The sequence below is a fragment of the Nocardioides sp. NBC_00850 genome, assembly GCF_045207335.1.
In the GTDB taxonomy this organism is placed as follows: Bacteria; Actinomycetota; Actinomycetes; order Propionibacteriales; family Nocardioidaceae; genus Nocardioides.
In genome coordinates, this window is record NZ_CP108845.1 from 3,534,602 (window position 1) to 3,551,049 (window position 16,448).

The window sequence follows — 16,448 nt, forward strand, 5'->3', positions numbered from 1 at the left end:
CCGGTGACCACTCAGACTGTCGGAGCCGAACCCCCGTGGAATTCCTTCCTTTTATCGTCATCATCGTCCTGTTCTACTTCCTGTTGATCAGGCCGCAGCAGAAGCGTGCGAAGCAGGCTCGTGAGCTCCAGCTCAACCTCCAGCCGGGTGACCGGGTGATGCTGACCGCCGGGTTCTTCGGCACGGTGACGGAGGTCGAGGAGACCACGACGAACATCAAGGTCGAGATCGCCGACGGCGTCGTCATCCAGGTGGTGCGCCAGGCCGTGGCCCAGAAGGTCACCGAGGCGCCTGCGGAGGAGTCCGACGAGGAGACCGGCGAGGAGCGCGAGGTCGAGGCTGCGGCCGACGAGACCTCCGCCGACGCCGAGAACGTCATCGTGGACCTCGACAAGAAGGACTGACCAACACATGGCACGCAAGACAGCGCGCCCCGGCCGGACACTCGCACTGCTCTTCTTGGCCATTGCGATCATGTTCGGCGGCATCGCGTTCGCCGGCACCTGGAAGCCCGAGCTGGGCCTCGACCTGCGCGGCGGCACCGAGATCTCGATGACCGCGGAGAACTCCGAGGGCGGATCGGTCCCGAGGGAGAGCCTCGACGAGGCCAAGTCGATCATCGACCAGCGGGTCAACGGCTCCGGCATCACCGGCGGCCGAGTGACCACCGAGGGCAACGACGTCATCAAGGTCTCCATCCCCGGCACCGGCAAGGTGCAGCAGGAGACCGCCGAGCGGGTCCGCCAGACCGCGAAGCTCCGCTTCCGCCTGGTCGCCTGCAGCCCGCAGAAGACGTGTGGCGCCGCCGACCCCAGCGGCTCGATGGTCCAGGACCCCTCGACCGGCACCGTGCCGGGCACCTCGCCGCGCGCGGCGTTCGGTGGCGAGACCGCCAGCGCCTCCGAGACCGCGAGCGCGTCCGACAAGGCCTCCGAGAAGGCGTCCGAGAGCGCCGACCCGAGCGCCAGCCCCTCGGCCTCGGCGGGCGCCAAGCCGGAGAAGCAGAACGAGAACAAGGTCGTCAAGGTCGACGACGCGGTCGAGTTCATGCGCAACGTGCCTCAGGAGTGGGCGACCGCCTACAACTCCTTCACCTGCCCCGCCCCGGGCGCCGAGCCGGCCGAGGACATCCCCGGTAAGCCGCTGCTGACCTGTGACGAGGACGGCGTCCCCTACCTGCTGACGCCTGCCGTCATCGAGGGCACGGAGATCAGCGAGGCCTCCTACGGCATCCCGCAGCAGCAGGCCAACTACGTGGTGACCCTCGACTTCAAGTCCGAAGGCAACAAGGTCTTCGCCGACACCACCGGCGCCATCGCCGGCACCGGCGAGCAGTTCGCGATCGTCCTGGACGCCAAGGTGATCTCGGCCCCGACCGCCGACTCGCGGATCAGCGGAGGTGCCCAGATCAGCGGCGACTTCACTCAGGAGTCCGCCGCCGCGCTGGCCAACAACCTGAAGTACGGCTCACTGCCGCTCGACTTCCCCGAGGACGGCATCCAGACCCGGGTCATCGGCCCGACCCTGGCCGGCAACCAGCTCACCGCCGGACTCTGGGCCGGTCTGGTCGGCCTGATCCTCGTGGTGATCTTCTCGATCCTCTACTACCGCGCGATGAGCATCGTGGTGATCGGCTCTCTGCTCGTGGCGGGCGCATTGACGTACGGGATGATCCTGCTGCTCAGCGAGACCGCCGGCGTCACCCTGGACCTTCCGGGCGTGGCCGGTCTGATCGTCGGTATCGGCATCACCGCCGACTCCTTCATCATCCTCTACGAGAGGATGCGTGACGACATGCGTGAGGGCCGCTCGATGCGGGTGGCCGTCGACACCGCCTGGGTCCGGGCCCGCAACACCTGCCTGGCCTCCGACGGCGTCTCGTTCCTGGCCGCGTTCGTGCTCTACGTCTTCGCGACCAACGAGGTCAAGGGCTTCGCCTTCATGCTCGGCCTGACCACGATCATCGACGTGCTGGTGTTCTTCTGGTTCACCCACCCGATGACCAAGCTGATGGCCGGCTGGGGCTTCTTCAACAAGGGCCACGTGCTCTCCGGCATGGACAAGCGCGCTATCGGCACCGTCGACGCCCCCACGGGCACCACTCTGGTCGGAGGCAAGGCCTGATGAGCAAGTTCTCCTTCTCCCGGCTCGGCAAGGAGCTCTACACCGGCGAGAAGTCCTTCGACTTCGTCGGTCGCCGGATGGTCTGGTACGCCGCCTCCGCGGTCGTGCTCGTCGCGGTCGTCCTCGGTGTCTGGCTCCAGGGCATCAACCTCGGTATCGACTTCACCGGCGGCACGCGCTACACCGTGACCGTCGCGCAGGCCGACCAGGAGCTCGCCGACGACCTGCGTACGGCGGTCGGTGACACGGCGGTCGAGGCGGCCGACGGCGCCACGGTGCGCACGGCCGGACCCAAGTCGATCGTCATCGAGACCAAGGCGATCGCTGATGGGTCCGAGGCCGACGACTCGATCATGGGGGCGATCACCAAGACCGCCGACGTGGCCGAGGACGACATCAGCCGCACCGGCATCGGCCCCAGCTGGGGCCAGCGGGTCGCCTCGAAGGCGGCCCTCGCGCTGGGCATCTTCCTCGTCGGCGTGGTCCTGTTCATCTGGATCTACTTCAAGGAATGGAAGATGTCGGTCGCGGCCGTCGTCGCCCTGGCCCACGACGTGGTGATCACGGTCGGCGTCTACGCGATCGTCGGCTTCGAGGTGACCCCGGCAACGGTCACCGGGTTCCTGACGATCCTCGGCTACTCGCTCTACGACACCGTGGTGGTCTTCGACAAGGTCAAGGAGAACACCCGCAACCTGTCGCAGAAGAAGCAGACCTACGCCGCCGCGGCCAACCTGGCGATCAACCAGACCCTGGTCCGCTCGATCAACACCTCGATCATCGGTCTGCTGCCGGTCGTCGCGATCCTCTACGTCAGCACCGTCCAGCTCGGCACCTCCTCGCTGAAGGACATCTCGCTGGTCCTCTTCATCGGTATGGCCGTCGGCACCTACTCCTCGATCTTCATCGCCACCCCGCTGCTGGTGCACCTGAAGTCGAAGGAGAAGGACGTCGTCGACGCCGAGAAGCGTGCCGCCGCGCGGATGAAGGAAGCCGACAAGTACGCCGCGGTGCCGGTCTTCGACGAGGGCATGCCGGTCGCGGAGGGCGACGAGCCGGACGAGCTCCGTGACGCCCCCTCCGAGGACCTTCACGAGGCCGGCGTGAGCCGGGGCACCAGCCCCAACCGCTCCGCGACCGGCCGAGGCCGCAACGTACCCGACCAGCACCGTGAGGTCTCCGACAGCGGCGCCGCCGGGCGTCCGCAGCCGAAGCGCGAGTCGAGGTCGAAGCGGAAGTGACTGTCTCCGAGACGGCCGCTGGTGGCCGGTCGCTCGAGGAAACCCTCGAGCGGCTGGTCGCCGACGTTCCCGACTTCCCGGAGCCGGGTGTCGGGTTCAAGGACATCACCCCGCTGCTGGCCGACCACGCGGGCTTCACCCAGGTGGTCGAGGCGCTCGCCGCTCCGGCGCGTGACGCCGACGGCAACGTGACCGTGACCAAGGTGCTCGGCATGGAGTCGCGAGGCTTCATCCTCGGCGCCCCCGCGGCCCTGCACCTCGGCGTGGGCTTCGTGCCCGTCCGCAAGGCCGGCAAGCTGCCCCGCGAGACCCACGCGGTCTCCTACTCGCTGGAGTACGGCGAGGCCACCCTGGAGATCCACACCGACGCAGTCGCGCCGGGGGAGCGGGTGCTGGTCATCGACGACGTCCTCGCGACCGGTGGCACCGCGGCGGCCACGATCGAGCTCGTCGAGCGCTGCGGCGGTGTCGTCGCGGGCGTCTCGGTTCTGCTCGAGCTCGGCTTCCTGGACCCGCGCAGCAAGCTGCCGGACACGCCGGTGCACGCACTGCTCACCAGCTAGCAGGTGGCCCGCAAGTGTCCAACCCGCAAGTGTCGTCCTAGCCAACGCTCCGGGTCGGGCCGGTAGACTCTGGCTATGGCAGAGGATCGCATCGTCGCGCAGCCTCGTGCGCACAACATCGAGGCGCGGGAGAGCAGTGGCCCGGCCCCGTCGGGCCGCAGTGTCCGTGCGCGCCTGGCCCGGATCGGCGGCCGCGGCACGCCGGGCAATCCTGTGCTGGAGCCGCTGTTCCGGGCGGTGAGGTCCAACCACCCGAAGGCCGACCTGGCGCTACTGGAGCGGGCGTACGTCACCGCCGAGCGCCTTCACGGCACGCAGATGCGCAAGAGCGGCGATCCCTACATCACCCACCCGCTCGCGGTGACCACGATCCTCGCCGAGCTCGGCATGACCGAGCCGACCCTGGTGGCGGCGCTGCTGCACGACACCGTCGAGGACACGCCCTACACGCTCAAGGAGCTCACCCGGGACTTCGGCGAGGAGGTCGCCCACCTCGTCGACGGCGTCACCAAGCTCGACAAGGTCACCTACGGCGACTCCGCGCAGGCCGAGACGATCCGCAAGATGGTCGTGGCGATGTCCCGCGACATCCGGGTGCTGGTGATCAAGCTCGCCGACCGCCTGCACAACATGCGTACGCTGCGATACGTCCCGCAGAAGAGCCAGGAGCGCAGCGCCCGCGAGACCCTCGACATCTACGCGCCGCTGGCCCACCGGCTCGGCATGAACACCATCAAGTTCGAGCTCGAGGACCTCGCCTTCGCGACCCTCTACCCGAAGATGTACGACGAGCTCGTCCGCCTCGTCGCCGACCGCAACCCGTCACGGGAGAAGTTCCTGGCTCAGGTCATCGACCAGGTCGAGCGCGACCTGCACGAGGCCCGGATCAAGGCGACGGTCACCGGCCGACCGAAGCACTACTACTCGATCTACCAGAAGATGATCGTCGGCGGTAAGGACTTCTCCGACATCAACGACCTGGTCGGCATCCGGATCCTGGTCGAGGACGAGCGTGACTGCTACTCCGTCCTCGGCATCCTGCACTCGCGGTGGAACCCCGTCCTGGGCCGCTTCAAGGACTACATCGCGATGCCGAAGTTCAACATGTACCAGTCGCTGCACACGACCGTGATCGGCCCGCAGGGCAAGCCGGTCGAGCTGCAGATCCGCACCTTCGCGATGCACCGCCGCGCCGAGTTCGGCGTGGCCGCGCACTGGAAATACAAGGAGGACGGCCGCGCCGGTGTCGACACCGACCGGCCGATGGACAACGACATGAGCTGGGTCAAGCAGCTCATGGACTGGCAGTCGGAGGTCAACGACCCCGGCGAGTTCCTGGAGTCGCTGCGCTTCGAGATGAAGCGCACCGAGGTCTACGTCTTCACGCCCAAGGGCGACGTGATCGCGCTGCCCGCCGACGCGACCCCGGTCGACTTCGCGTACGCCGTCCACACCGAGGTCGGCAACAAGACCATCGGTGCCCGAGTCAACGGCCGTCTGGTGCCGCTGGAGTCGACCCTGGAGAGCGGCGACGTCGTCGAGGTCTTCACCTCCAAGTCGCCCAACGCCGGTCCGTCGCGGGACTGGACCTCCTTCGTCAAGTCCAACCGGGCGAAGGCGAAGATCCGGCAGTGGCACACCCGCGAGCGCCGCGACGAGGCCATCGAGAAGGGCCAGGACGCGATCGCCCGGCTGATGCGCAAGGAGGGCCTGCCCCTCAAGCGGCTGATGTCGCGCGAGTCGCTCATGCTCGCCGCCGACCACTTCGACCTCGCCGACGTCGACGCGCTCTACGCCGCGGTCGGCGAGAGCCACCTCTCCGCCCAGGCGGTCGTACGCCGCGTCATCGAGGACCACGGCGGCGACGACGGTGCCGCCGAGGACCTCGCCGAGGCCATCAACGTCGGCCGCAGACGCCACGGCAAGGTCTCCACCGCCAACTCCGACGCCGGCGTGATCGTCAAGGGCTCCCCGGACGTCTGGGTCAAGCTCGCCAAGTGCTGCACACCGGTGCCTGGCGACGACATCCTCGGCTTCGTCACCAAGGGCGGGGGAGTCTCCGTCCACCGCACCGACTGCACCAACGCCGCCGAGCTCCGCTCCCACCCCGAGCGCCTGCTCGAGGTCGAGTGGGGCTCAACGTCCAACTCGGTCTTCCTGGTCAACATCCAGGTCGAGGCACTCGACCGGGCCCGGCTCCTGTCCGACATCACGATGGCGCTCTCCGACGCCCACGTGAACATCCTCTCAGCCCAGCTGACCACCACTCGCGACCGCGTCGCGAAGTCCCGCTTCTCCTTCGAGATGGCCGACTCCAAGCACCTGGACACCGTCTTGAAGCAGGTACGCACAGTCCCCGGCGTCTTCGACGCCTACCGCGTCACCCAATGAGAAAGTGAGCAGTCGATGGACCCGTTCACCTGGTTTCTGATTGCCGTAGGCGTCGTGATCGTCGGCGCCGTCGTGTGGCAAGCGGTGAGAAAGTCATCTCGAGGCGTCGACGAATCTGTGGCCAACCGGAACAGGGGTCAGGCTCTGGGCAACGCCGAATACTACGGCGGCAAACACCATGGCAGCTCCGACGGCGGCTCTGGCGGCCTCGGCTTCTGAGCCCTCCGCCGACTGATGTCCCGATCATGGGACATCAGTCCCGACTCGATCGTTATCAGTGAAACAGCTGCGTCGACTCGGGCGCCTGAGAGAGGGAGCACAGCATGTTCACCTGGATCCTCATCATCGGCGGCGTACTTCTCCTCGCAGGCATCGTCTGGACCGCCCTGGGCAAGGGAGGGAAGCCCGTCGACCACAACGACGTGCGCCAATCGAAAATCCGCAACTCCGGGAAGGGCGACTACTACGGCGGCGCCGGCCTGTAACCCCATGCCGAGTCGGCGCGTCATGACGAGCCGACTCGGCGGATATTTCCGTCAGGACGAGCCGACTCGGCCGGATTCTGCGTCAGAACGCGCCGACTCGGCGCGCCTGAGTGGGACAGACGCGCCGAGTCGGGGTTGGGTCGTCAGCTGAAGTCGGCGCTGGCGCGCTTGGCCATCTCGAGGAACTGACGACGCGACTCGAGGTTCTCCTCGAGGCTCTTGATCTTGCGGGCGTCACCCGAGGCCTGGGCCTTGGCGAGGTCGCTCTCGACCTGGGCGATGGCCTCCTCGAGCTTGGCGATCATGTCGTCGGCTCGAGCGGACTTCTCCGGGTCGGACTTGCGCCACTGGTCGTCCTCGGCGGACTTGATGGCCTGCTCGACCTTACGCATGGCGCCCTCGAGCTCCTTGATGCGGTCGCGCGGGACCTTGCCGGCCTCGTCCCAGCGGTCGGCGATGTCGCGGAAGGACCGCTTGACCGCGTCGAGGTCGTCGCCCTTCTCCAGCAGCGGGAGAAGCTCCTGTGCCTCGGCGAGCAGACCTTCCTTGACCACGGCGTTCTGCGCGAACTCGGCGTCGAGCGCCGCGTTGGCGGCGTCACGGGCACCGAAGAAGACGTCCTGGGCGGCCCGGAACTGCTTCCAGAGCTTGTCGTCGACGTCCTTCGGGGCCGGCCCGGCGGCCTTCCAGTCGCGCATCAGGTCGCGGTAGCGCCCGGCGGTGGGGCCCCAGTCGGTGGAGGTGGAGAGCTGCTCGGCCTCGACGATGATCCGCTCCTTGATCCCCTTGGCGTCCTCGCGCCGGGCGTTGAGCTCGGCGAAGTGGGCCTTGCGGCGACGCGTGTAAGCGGTGCGCGCCGTCGAGAAGCGTCGCCACAGCGCGTCGTCGGACCCGCGGTCGATGCGGGGGAGAGCCTTCCACTGGTCGAGCAGCTCACGCAGCCGGTTGGCACCGTTGCGCCAGTCGTTGCTCTGGGCCAGCTTCTCGGCCTCGTCGACGAGAGCCTCCTTGGCGACCTTCGCCTCGGCCGCCTTCGCGGCCCGCTCGGCCTTACGGGCCTCGCGCTGGGTGGCGATGACTGGCGCCAGAGCGTCCAGCCGTGCCACCAGCGAGGCCAGATCACCGACGGCGTTGGCGTCGGTCACCTTCTCCACGACGGTCTTGACCGCCGCGGTCGCCTCGTCGGGCGACGTCTTGCCCGCATGCACGCGCCGCTCGAGCTGCTCGACCTCGAAGGCGAGCTGGTCGAACCGGTTGGTGAAGAAGGCAAGCGCCTCCTCTGGCGTGCCTTCCGGGTATTGCCCCACGGAACGCTCGCCCTCAGCGGTCTTCACGTAGACCGTTCCGTCTTCCTCGACCCGACCCCACTGCTCGCTGGTCACAATGTCCCTACTCTTCGCATGAGGCGCTAACCTCTTATGAAATCTCCCCCGCCGGACACCGTGCTCGTCACAGTCCCGGTCGGCTCAACTTGCAGGTCCCCGTGGCGTCCCGGCACACCTCGGGATGCCCATCGTAGTCAGACGCCACGATGCGGCGCTGCACTGTACCGCTGGATAGGGTGTTTCTCGTGTTGATCGCAGGCTTTCCCGCCGGTCCGTGGGGCACCAACTGCTACGTCGCCGCCACCGGTCCGGGCACCGAGTGTGTCGTGATCGACCCCGGGAAAGACGCCGCCAAGGGCATCGAGGAGATCGTCCGGGAGCAGCGTCTCAAGCCGGTCGCCGTGCTCCTCACCCACGGCCACGTCGACCACATGTGGTCCGTGACCCCGGTGAGCAAGACATACGACTCGACGGCCTGGATCCACCCCAACGACCGTCACCTCCTGGCCGATCCGCTCCAGGGCATCTCGCCGGAGTCGGCGCAGATGCTGCTCGGCATGCCGCAGGGGACCTACGACTTCGTGGAGCCTGACGACGTCCGCGAGCTCGCCGACGGCCAGGCCATCGACCTGGCCGGGATGAGCTTCCTGATCGACCATACGCCCGGGCATACCGAGGGGTCGGTCACCTTCCGGACCCCCTACCCCGATCACGCCGAGGTCAGTGACGTGATGTTCTCCGGCGACCTGCTCTTCGCGGGCAGCATCGGGCGTACGGACCTCCCCGGTGGTGACCACGCCACGATGCTGCAGTCCCTGACCACCAAGGTGCTGCCCCTCGCCGACGACATCGTGGTGCTCCCCGGACACGGCGAACAGACCTCCATCGGTCGCGAGCGTGCGACGAACCCATTCCTTCAGGACCTGATCACCACACCATGAACAAGCCAACACCGCTCTCCGGGTTCCCGGAGTTCCTGCCGAGCCAGCGCACCGTCGAGCGCGAGGTCATCGCGACCCTGAGCCGCACCTTCGAGCTGCACGGCTTCGGCAACATCGAGACCCGTGCCGTCGAGCCGATGGACCAGCTGCTGCGCAAGGGCGACACCTCCAAGGAGGTCTACGTCCTGCGCCGCCTGCAGGAGGAGGACAACGCCAGGGACAAGGGGATGGGGCTCCACTTCGACCTGACCGTCCCCTTCGCCCGCTACGTGCTGGAGAACGCCGGCAAGCTGGAGTTCCCCTTCCGCCGCTACCAGATCCAGAAGGTCTGGCGAGGCGAGCGTCCGCAGGAGGGCCGCTTCCGCGAGTTCGCGCAGGCCGACATCGACATCGTCGGACGCGACACGCTGCCGTTCCACCACGACGTCGAGGTCGCCCGGGTCATGCTCGAGGCGCTCGGCAAGCTGACCTTCCTGCCCGGGTTCACGCTCCAGGTCAACAACCGCAAGCTGATCCAGGGCTTCTACGCCGGTCTCGGCGCCCCCGACGTCGAGGAGACCATGCGGCTCATCGACAAGCTCGACAAGATGCCCGCAGAGGAGGTCGGCAAGCTGCTGGTCTCCGAGGCTGGGCTGACCGACGAGCAGGCCGCCAAGTGCCTCGAGCTCGCCACGATCACCGCCACCGACGACTCGTTCGTGGAGAAGGTCCGTGCCCTCGGTGTCGAGAGCGAGCTGCTCGAGGAGGGCCTGACCGAGCTGGCCACGCTGATCACCGCCACCGCGCCGCTCAACACCGACTCCGTCCGCGTCGTGGCCGACCTGAGCATCGCCCGGGGCCTGGACTACTACACCGGCACCGTCTTCGAGACCCGCCTCGACGGCTACGAGTCGCTGGGCAGCATCTGCTCCGGTGGCCGCTACGACGCGCTCGCCAACGATGGGAAGACCACCTACCCGGGCGTCGGGATCTCGCTCGGCGTGAGTCGCGTCCTGGTGCCGCTCGTGCAGAAGGGCGTGCTCGACGGCGACCGCAAGGTCCCGAGCACCGTGCTGGTCGCCGTCTCCGACGAGGAGAGCAGGGCCGAGGCCGATTCGGCGGCCCAGCAGCTGCGCGCTCACAATGTTGCCTGCGAGGTCTCGCCCAACGCCGCCAAGTTCGGCAAGCAGATCCGCTTCGCGGAGCGCCGCGGCATCCCGTACGTCCTCTTCGCGACCGAAGGCGGCTACGAGATCAAGGACATCCGCACCGGCGACCAGGTCCCGGCCGACCCGGCCACCTGGACGCCGCAGAACGAGAGCGACCTGAAGCCCCAGGTCGTCGCGAACAACGAGGAGAAGAAGTGATCCGCACCCACGACGCCGGCACCCTGCGTGCCGAGAACGTCGGCCAGACTGTGACCCTCGCCGGCTGGGTAGGCCGTCGACGCGATCACGGCGGGGTCGCCTTCCTCGATCTGCGTGAGGCCAGCGGCGTGGTCCAGGTCGTCGTCCGCGACGAGGAGATCGCCCACGCGCTCCGCAACGAATACTGCATCAAGGTCACCGGCGAGGTCGTCGCGCGCACCGAGGAGAACCGCAACCCCAACCTCGCCACCGGCGAGATCGAGGTCGTCGCCAAGGAACTCGAGGTCCTCAGCGCCGCCGCGGCCCTCCCGTTCCCGATCGACGACCATGTGGAGGTCGGCGAGGACGTACGTTTCAAGCACCGCTACCTCGACCTGCGCCGCACCGCGCCCGGCGCCGCCATCCGCCTGCGCTCGAAGGCCAACAAGGCCGCGCGCGACGTGCTGGCCGGTCACGACTTCGTCGAGATCGAGACCCCGACGCTGACCCGCAGCACCCCCGAGGGCGCCCGTGACTTCCTGGTCCCGGCCCGCCTGCAGCCGGGCTCGTGGTACGCGCTGCCGCAGTCCCCGCAGCTGTTCAAGCAGCTGCTCATGGTCGGCGGCATGGAGCGCTACTACCAGCTCGCCCGCGCCTACCGTGACGAGGACTTCCGCGCCGACCGGCAGCCGGAGTTCACCCAGCTCGACATCGAGATGAGCTTCGTCGAGCAGGACGACGTGATCGCCCTCGGCGAGGAGATCGTCGCGGCGCTGTGGAAGCTGATCGGCTACGACGTGCCGCTCCCGCTGCCGCGAATGACGTACGCCGACGCGATGGCCAAGTACGGCTCCGACAAGCCCGACCTGCGCTTCGGCATCGAGATCACCGAGTGCACCGACTACTTCTCCGAGACCACGTTCCGCGTCTTCCAGGCGCCCTACGTCGGCGCCGTGGTGATGCCGGGCGGCGCGAGCCAACCGCGGCGTCAGCTCGACGGCTGGCAGGACTGGGCCAAGCAGCGCGGCGCCAAGGGCCTGGCGTACGTCCTGGTCCAGGAGGACGGCTCGCTGACCGGTCCGGTCGCCAAGAACCTCTCCGAGACCGAGGCTGCCGGACTGGCCGCTCATGTCGGCGCCAACCCCGGGGACTGCATCTTCTTCGCCGCCGGTGCGCCCAAGTCGAGCCGCTCCCTGCTGGGTGCCGCCCGGCTGGAGATCGGCAACCGCCTCGACCTCCGCAAGGACGGCGCGTGGAGCTTCCTGTGGGTCGTCGACGCGCCGCTCCTCGAGCCGGCCTCCGAGGCCGTCGAGTCCGGTGACGTCGCTGTCGGTGCGGGGGAGTGGACCGCGGTCCACCACGCCTTCACCAGCCCGCAGGACGTCGAGGGCTTCGACAAGGACCCCGGCAACGCGCTCGCGTGGGCCTACGACATCGTCTGCAACGGCAACGAGATCGGCGGCGGGTCGATCCGTATCCACCGCGAGGACATCCAGAAGCGGGTCTTCGACCTGATGGGGATCGGCGAGGAGGCGGCCGAGGAGAAGTTCGGCTTCCTGCTCGACGCGTTCAAGTTCGGTGCCCCGCCGCACGGCGGCATCGCCTTCGGCTGGGACCGCGTCGTCGCCCTCCTCGCCGGCACCGACTCCATCCGCGACGTGATCGCCTTCCCGAAGACGGGTGCCGGTTACGACCCGCTCACCGCCGCTCCGGCGCCGATCACCCCCGAGCAGCGCAAGGAGGCGGGCGTCGACGCACGGCCCGCTCCGGCGGCGTCCGCCGAGGGCGAATCGGCGAACTGAGCGCGCTTCACGTAGAGCCAACGTAGAGCCAACAGAGTCTCCGGGACCGGTCCGCCGGTCCCGGAGACTCTCGTCGTTCAACGGTGAATGGCAAGAATCCCTCCCGATCTGCCGTATCACTGGTTGAAATCGGATCGTTACCGGTACGGGGCGCATCCGGGCAAAAGGATCACATAGAGTTCCATCCGTCGACCTCGTGGGTCGGACGCTGCCGTGCGACGGCGGCACCCACAAATACGACTAGACAGAGGAACCATGAGCGAATCGGCCACCGTGTTCGAAGGTGAAGAACTCTCGGGTGGATCGACACCTTCTGCTTCGCCTGAGGAGGCGAAGAAGTTCGCCGGCAAGTCACCGATGAAGCTGGCATGGATGCGGCTTCGCAAGGACAAGCTGACGATGGTGTCGCTGACGGTGGTCATCCTGGTGGTCTTGGCCGCTGTGCTGGCCCCCCTTCTCGTCAAGATGGGCGTGCTGGACCCGTTCAGCTACAACCAGGATCTGCTCGACGCCAACACCATCCCCGAGGGCAGGTTCAGCGGCGCGAGCGCCGCACACCCGCTCGGCGTGGAGCCCGGCACCGGCCGCGACGCGATGTCCCGGTTCTGGTACGGGATCACCTTCTCGCTGGCGATCGCGCTGACCGCGGCGATCCTCTCGGTGGTCATCGGCGCGGTCGTCGGGATCGTCTCCGGCTTCAGCGGTGGCTGGATGGACGCGGGCCTGAGCCGCTTCACCGACCTGACCCTCTCCTTCCCCTCGACGCTGATGCTGCTGGCGCTCTCGGCCCTCGGCCTCGAGCTCGTGCAACAGGTGACCGGGCTGCCCAACGGGCCACTCGCGCAGGGGATCTACTGCACGGTGGTGCTGGCTATGTTCGGCTGGACCAGCACGGCTCGGGTGGTCAGAGGTCAGGTGCTCTCGATCAAGCAACGTGAGTTCGTGGAGGCCGCGATCGTTCTGGGTGCCTCCAAGTCGCGGATCTACTTCAAGGAGATCCTGCCGAACCTGTGGGCTCCGCTGCTGGTCCTGGTCACCTTGATGATGCCGGCCTACATCTCGGCCGAGGCGGCGTTGAGCTACCTCCAGGTCAGCGTCAAGCCACCGACGCCCACGCTCGGAAACGTCCTCGCGGACTCTTTGAAGTACGCGCAGGTCGACCCGTTCTACTTCTTCATGCCCGCGATCCTGATCGCGACCATCGTGATCTCGTTCAACCTTCTCGGGGACGGGTTGCGAGACGCCCTTGACCCCAAGGGTGACAGGTGAGCCTCGGGGCTCCGAACACACACAGGTGACCCGTCCGGGACACCGATACGGCGTCAGTTGTCAGAGGCTGACGGCGACCACACCAAGGAGAAACGAATGCTCAAGAAGCGAGCGAAGTACGTTGCGGTCAGTGCCGCCGGCGTGCTCGGGCTTTCGCTGGGCCTGGCTGCCTGTGGCAGCGGCGGGGACGGCGGTGGCTCGGACGCCAAGGGCCTGACCATCGTCAGTGAGGACCCGTGGGACCACCTGGACCCGCAGCGCATCTACGTGGGTGAGACCATCTCGCACACCACGCGACTGGTCTACCGCAAGCTGCTCTCGAACCCGTCATCGACCGACCCCAAGGTTTCGAGCAAGCCGATCCCCGACCTGGCGACCGACGAGGGCACCTCGAGCGACGGCGCCAAGACCTGGTCGTTCACCATCAAGGACGGCGTGACGTGGGAGGACGGCTCCGAGATCACGTGTGAGGACTTCGCCTACGGCGCCTCGCGCAACTTCGCCGCCGACGAGCTCACCGGTGGTCCGGGCTTCTACCTGACCGCGAAGCTCGCGCTCAAGGGTGAGTACCCCGGTCCCTACACCGCGACCCCCGAGCAGCAGGCCGACTTCGACCAGGCGGTGACTTGCGATGGCAAGACCATCACCTACAAGTTCAAGTCGCCGTGGCCGGACTTCCCGCTGGCGATCTCGTCGCTGCACATGATGGACCCGTACAAGAAGTCCTTCGACAAGGGTGCCAAGAACGACGACAAGATCTTCTCCAACGGCCCCTACAAGGTGAAGGACTGGAACGCCCAGAAGGGCGGCACCCTGGTCCGCAACGACGAGTACGACCCGGAGACCGACGACAAGTCGCTCCGTGAGGCTCTTCCCGACTCGATCACCGTCAAGTTCGGTGAGAAGGCGACGACCAGCTACGAGAAGCTGTTCTCGGACAGCCCCGACTCGCAGACGACCATCGTCAGCGGCTCGCGCGTCCCGCCGGAGTTCTACCCGCGTCTCACCGAGGCCGGCGTCAAGGACCGCTACGTCCAGGTCCAGTCGCCCTACGTCGACTACCTGGTGCCGAACCAGAACCAGATGAAGGACCCGAACGTCCGCAAGGCGCTGGCCCAGGCGACCGACGTCGAGTCCTGGATCGCCGCCGGCGGTGGCGAGAAGGCCTACACCCCGGCCGACTCGATCGTGAACCCGGCCGTTCCGGGCTACGTCGCCAACCCGGCGTACAAGGACCGCAACCTCAAGGGCGACCCGGCCGCGGCGAAGAAGACCCTGGCTGACGCCGGTGTCAAGACGCCGTACCCGATCACGTTCACCTACCCGCAGAGCGACACCGCCGACAAGCAGGCGTCCGCTCTGGTCGAGGGCTGGGAGGCCGCCGGCTTCAAGGTCACCCTGGACCCGCTGGGCGACGTCTACTACTCCAACATCCAGAAGCCTTCCAACAAGGCCGACGTGATGTGGGGCGGTTGGGGTGCCGACTGGGGCTCCGCGATGACCGTCACTGCCGCGCTGTTCGACAGCCGTCAGATCGAGAAGACCACCAACGGTCAGAACTACGGCAACTACAAGAACCCTGCGGTCGACAAGCTGTTCGACCAGGCCGCCAACTCCGCCACCATCGAGGAGCAGAACAAGTTCCTCCAGGAGGCAGACGCGGTCATGGGTGAGGACGTCGCCTACATCCCGCTGGAGATCGCGACCTTCAACTGGGTCTACGGCTCCAAGGTGAAGGGCTTCGTCACGACCGATGCCTCCTCGTCCTACCCGGACCTGGCGACCATCGACGTCGAGGACTGATCCTTCAGCTCCGCAACACCGTCGGACGGCCCTGAGCCGTTCCGACCTTGGAGGCGGGGCTCGCCAGAGCCCCGCCTCCCCCCTTGTACCTGGACACGATTCCCCCCGGACGACACCCCACGACGGTGGTCCGGCCGATCCCAATGAAGGTGAGACCCACCGATGGTCGCCTACATCATCCGGCGCGTGATCGTCGGCTTGCTCATGCTGGTGGCGATGAGCTTCATCGTCTTCGCACTGTTCATGAAGAACCCGGTCGACCCGGCACAGTTCTCCTGCGGCAAGAACTGCCCCCCTGAGCGCATCGAGGAGACCCGTCAGGCCCTCGGCTACGACCAGCCGCTGTTGGTCCAGTGGGGCAACTTCGCCAAGGGCGTCGTCGTCGGCCGCGAGTACCCCGCCGACGAGGCGATGCGCGAGGCCAACCCCGAGCTGGTCACCGAGTGCGCGGCGCCCTGCCTGGGCTACTCCCAGCAGCTGCAGATGACGGTCAACGACGAGATCGCCGAGGCAGCGCCGATCTCGATCTCGATCGCCATGGTCGCGGTCACCATCTGGGTCGTCTTCGGTGTTCTGTTCGGCGTGCTGGCCGCGATCGTCAAGGGCTCTCTCCTCGATCGTGGCGTCGTCGGAGCAACGCTGGCGCTCTATGCGTTCCCGACGTTCTTCGTGGGAGCACTGCTGATCAACTTCGTAGCCATCAAGTGGGGGATCTTCCCCGCGCCGGGATACGTGTCGATAGCCGAGGGTGGTGTCTGGCAATGGCTGGTCCAGCTCACGCTGCCCGGATTCACGCTCGCGGTGGTCTACATGGCGGGCTACGTACGCATGACCCGGGCGTTCGTGCTCGAGTCGATGAGCGAGGACTACATCCGCACCGCGAAGGCCAAGGGCGTCAAGAGCGGCAAGGTGCTGTTCAAGCACGCGCTGCGCGCGGCGCTGACCCCGCTGGTGACGATGTTCGGTCTCGACTTCGCTGCCGTCCTCGGCGGCGCGATCATCACCGAGGACGTCTTCAACTACTACGGTCTCGGAAAGCTCGCGGTGACCGCGAACGAGACCTTCGACCTTCCCACCATCGTGGGCCTGGTGCTGCTCCTCGGGGCTCTGGTGATCCTCGCCAACATCATCGTCGACGTCCTGTACGCCTTCATCGATCCGCGCGTGCGCGTCGCCTGA

At 67.3% G+C, this 16,448-nt stretch carries 14 protein-coding genes; 13 read left to right on the plus strand and 1 reads right to left on the minus strand.

Going from position 1 to position 16,448, the window contains the following annotated elements:
- Positions 1 to 35: 35 nt before the first annotated feature.
- The 7 genes from yajC (at position 36) to OH802_RS17185 (ending at position 6,804) form a co-directional block, all read left to right on the plus strand.
- Positions 36 to 404, plus strand: a complete 369-nt coding sequence (gene yajC, locus OH802_RS17155) for a preprotein translocase subunit YajC (protein ID WP_406020391.1) — start codon at positions 36 to 38, stop codon at positions 402 to 404.
- A gap of 7 nt (positions 405 to 411) precedes the next feature.
- Complete coding sequence (gene secD, locus OH802_RS17160; protein WP_406020393.1) at positions 412 to 2,124, plus strand: protein translocase subunit SecD; 1,713 nt, start codon at positions 412 to 414, stop codon at positions 2,122 to 2,124.
- Positions 2,124 to 3,365, plus strand: coding sequence for a protein translocase subunit SecF (gene secF / locus OH802_RS17165; RefSeq protein ID WP_406020395.1), 1,242 nt, complete (start codon positions 2,124 to 2,126; stop codon positions 3,363 to 3,365). Before secD ends, secF begins: the two co-directional genes overlap by 1 nt.
- A complete protein-coding gene (locus tag OH802_RS17170) occupies positions 3,362 to 3,928 on the plus strand; it encodes an adenine phosphoribosyltransferase (RefSeq protein WP_406020397.1) in 567 nt (188 codons plus the stop codon). The genes secF and OH802_RS17170 overlap by 4 nt, the downstream gene beginning before the upstream one ends.
- 75 nt (positions 3,929 to 4,003) lie before the next feature.
- Positions 4,004 to 6,319, plus strand: a complete 2,316-nt coding sequence (locus OH802_RS17175) for a bifunctional (p)ppGpp synthetase/guanosine-3',5'-bis(diphosphate) 3'-pyrophosphohydrolase (RefSeq protein ID WP_355020150.1) — start codon at positions 4,004 to 4,006, stop codon at positions 6,317 to 6,319.
- Positions 6,320 to 6,334: 15 nt separating this feature from the next.
- Positions 6,335 to 6,538, plus strand: coding sequence for a hypothetical protein (locus OH802_RS17180; RefSeq protein WP_406020400.1), 204 nt, complete (start codon positions 6,335 to 6,337; stop codon positions 6,536 to 6,538).
- 104 nt (positions 6,539 to 6,642) lie between these two features.
- Positions 6,643 to 6,804, plus strand: a complete 162-nt coding sequence (locus OH802_RS17185; protein ID WP_406020401.1) for a hypothetical protein — start codon at positions 6,643 to 6,645, stop codon at positions 6,802 to 6,804.
- Positions 6,805 to 6,947: 143 nt separating this feature from the next.
- Here OH802_RS17185 and OH802_RS17190 read toward each other — a convergent pair whose 3' ends face one another.
- On the minus strand, positions 6,948 to 8,186 hold the full coding sequence (locus tag OH802_RS17190; protein ID WP_406020403.1) for a DUF349 domain-containing protein: 1,239 nt from the start codon (positions 8,184 to 8,186) through the stop codon (positions 6,948 to 6,950).
- Positions 8,187 to 8,374: 188 nt separating this feature from the next.
- Between OH802_RS17190 and OH802_RS17195 the strand changes: the two genes are divergently transcribed.
- From OH802_RS17195 to OH802_RS17220, 6 genes are all read left to right on the plus strand, one after another.
- Positions 8,375 to 9,070 (plus strand): MBL fold metallo-hydrolase, encoded by a 696-nt coding sequence (locus OH802_RS17195; RefSeq protein WP_406020405.1) that lies wholly within the window; start codon positions 8,375 to 8,377, stop codon positions 9,068 to 9,070.
- Entirely contained in the window at positions 9,067 to 10,416 is a 1,350-nt protein-coding gene (gene hisS, locus OH802_RS17200; protein ID WP_406020407.1) for a histidine--tRNA ligase, read from the plus strand. The genes OH802_RS17195 and hisS overlap by 4 nt, the downstream gene beginning before the upstream one ends.
- Positions 10,413 to 12,197 (plus strand): aspartate--tRNA ligase, encoded by a 1,785-nt coding sequence (aspS, locus tag OH802_RS17205; protein WP_406020409.1) that lies wholly within the window; start codon positions 10,413 to 10,415, stop codon positions 12,195 to 12,197. Before hisS ends, aspS begins: the two co-directional genes overlap by 4 nt.
- 255 nt (positions 12,198 to 12,452) lie before the next feature.
- Positions 12,453 to 13,466, plus strand: coding sequence for an ABC transporter permease (locus OH802_RS17210; RefSeq protein WP_406020411.1), 1,014 nt, complete (start codon positions 12,453 to 12,455; stop codon positions 13,464 to 13,466).
- 96 nt (positions 13,467 to 13,562) lie between these two features.
- Positions 13,563 to 15,269, plus strand: coding sequence for an ABC transporter substrate-binding protein (locus OH802_RS17215; RefSeq protein ID WP_406020413.1), 1,707 nt, complete (start codon positions 13,563 to 13,565; stop codon positions 15,267 to 15,269).
- A 162-nt stretch (positions 15,270 to 15,431) separates the two neighbouring features.
- A complete protein-coding gene (locus OH802_RS17220; protein ID WP_406020415.1) occupies positions 15,432 to 16,448 on the plus strand; it encodes an ABC transporter permease in 1,017 nt (338 codons plus the stop codon).

Coding starts and splice junctions, on each gene's coding strand:
- OH802_RS17180 (WP_406020400.1), top strand. CDS start 6,335: ATGGACCCGTTCACCTGGTTTCTGATTGCCGTAGGCGTCGTGATCGTC.
- OH802_RS17210 (WP_406020411.1), top strand. CDS start 12,453: ATGAGCGAATCGGCCACCGTGTTCGAAGGTGAAGAACTCTCGGGTGGA.
- hisS (WP_406020407.1), top strand. CDS start 9,067: ATGAACAAGCCAACACCGCTCTCCGGGTTCCCGGAGTTCCTGCCGAGC.
- OH802_RS17220 (WP_406020415.1), top strand. CDS start 15,432: ATGGTCGCCTACATCATCCGGCGCGTGATCGTCGGCTTGCTCATGCTG.
- OH802_RS17185 (WP_406020401.1), top strand. CDS start 6,643: ATGTTCACCTGGATCCTCATCATCGGCGGCGTACTTCTCCTCGCAGGC.
- secD (WP_406020393.1), top strand. CDS start 412: ATGGCACGCAAGACAGCGCGCCCCGGCCGGACACTCGCACTGCTCTTC.
- OH802_RS17215 (WP_406020413.1), top strand. CDS start 13,563: ATGCTCAAGAAGCGAGCGAAGTACGTTGCGGTCAGTGCCGCCGGCGTG.
- OH802_RS17175 (WP_355020150.1), top strand. CDS start 4,004: ATGGCAGAGGATCGCATCGTCGCGCAGCCTCGTGCGCACAACATCGAG.
- secF (WP_406020395.1), top strand. CDS start 2,124: ATGAGCAAGTTCTCCTTCTCCCGGCTCGGCAAGGAGCTCTACACCGGC.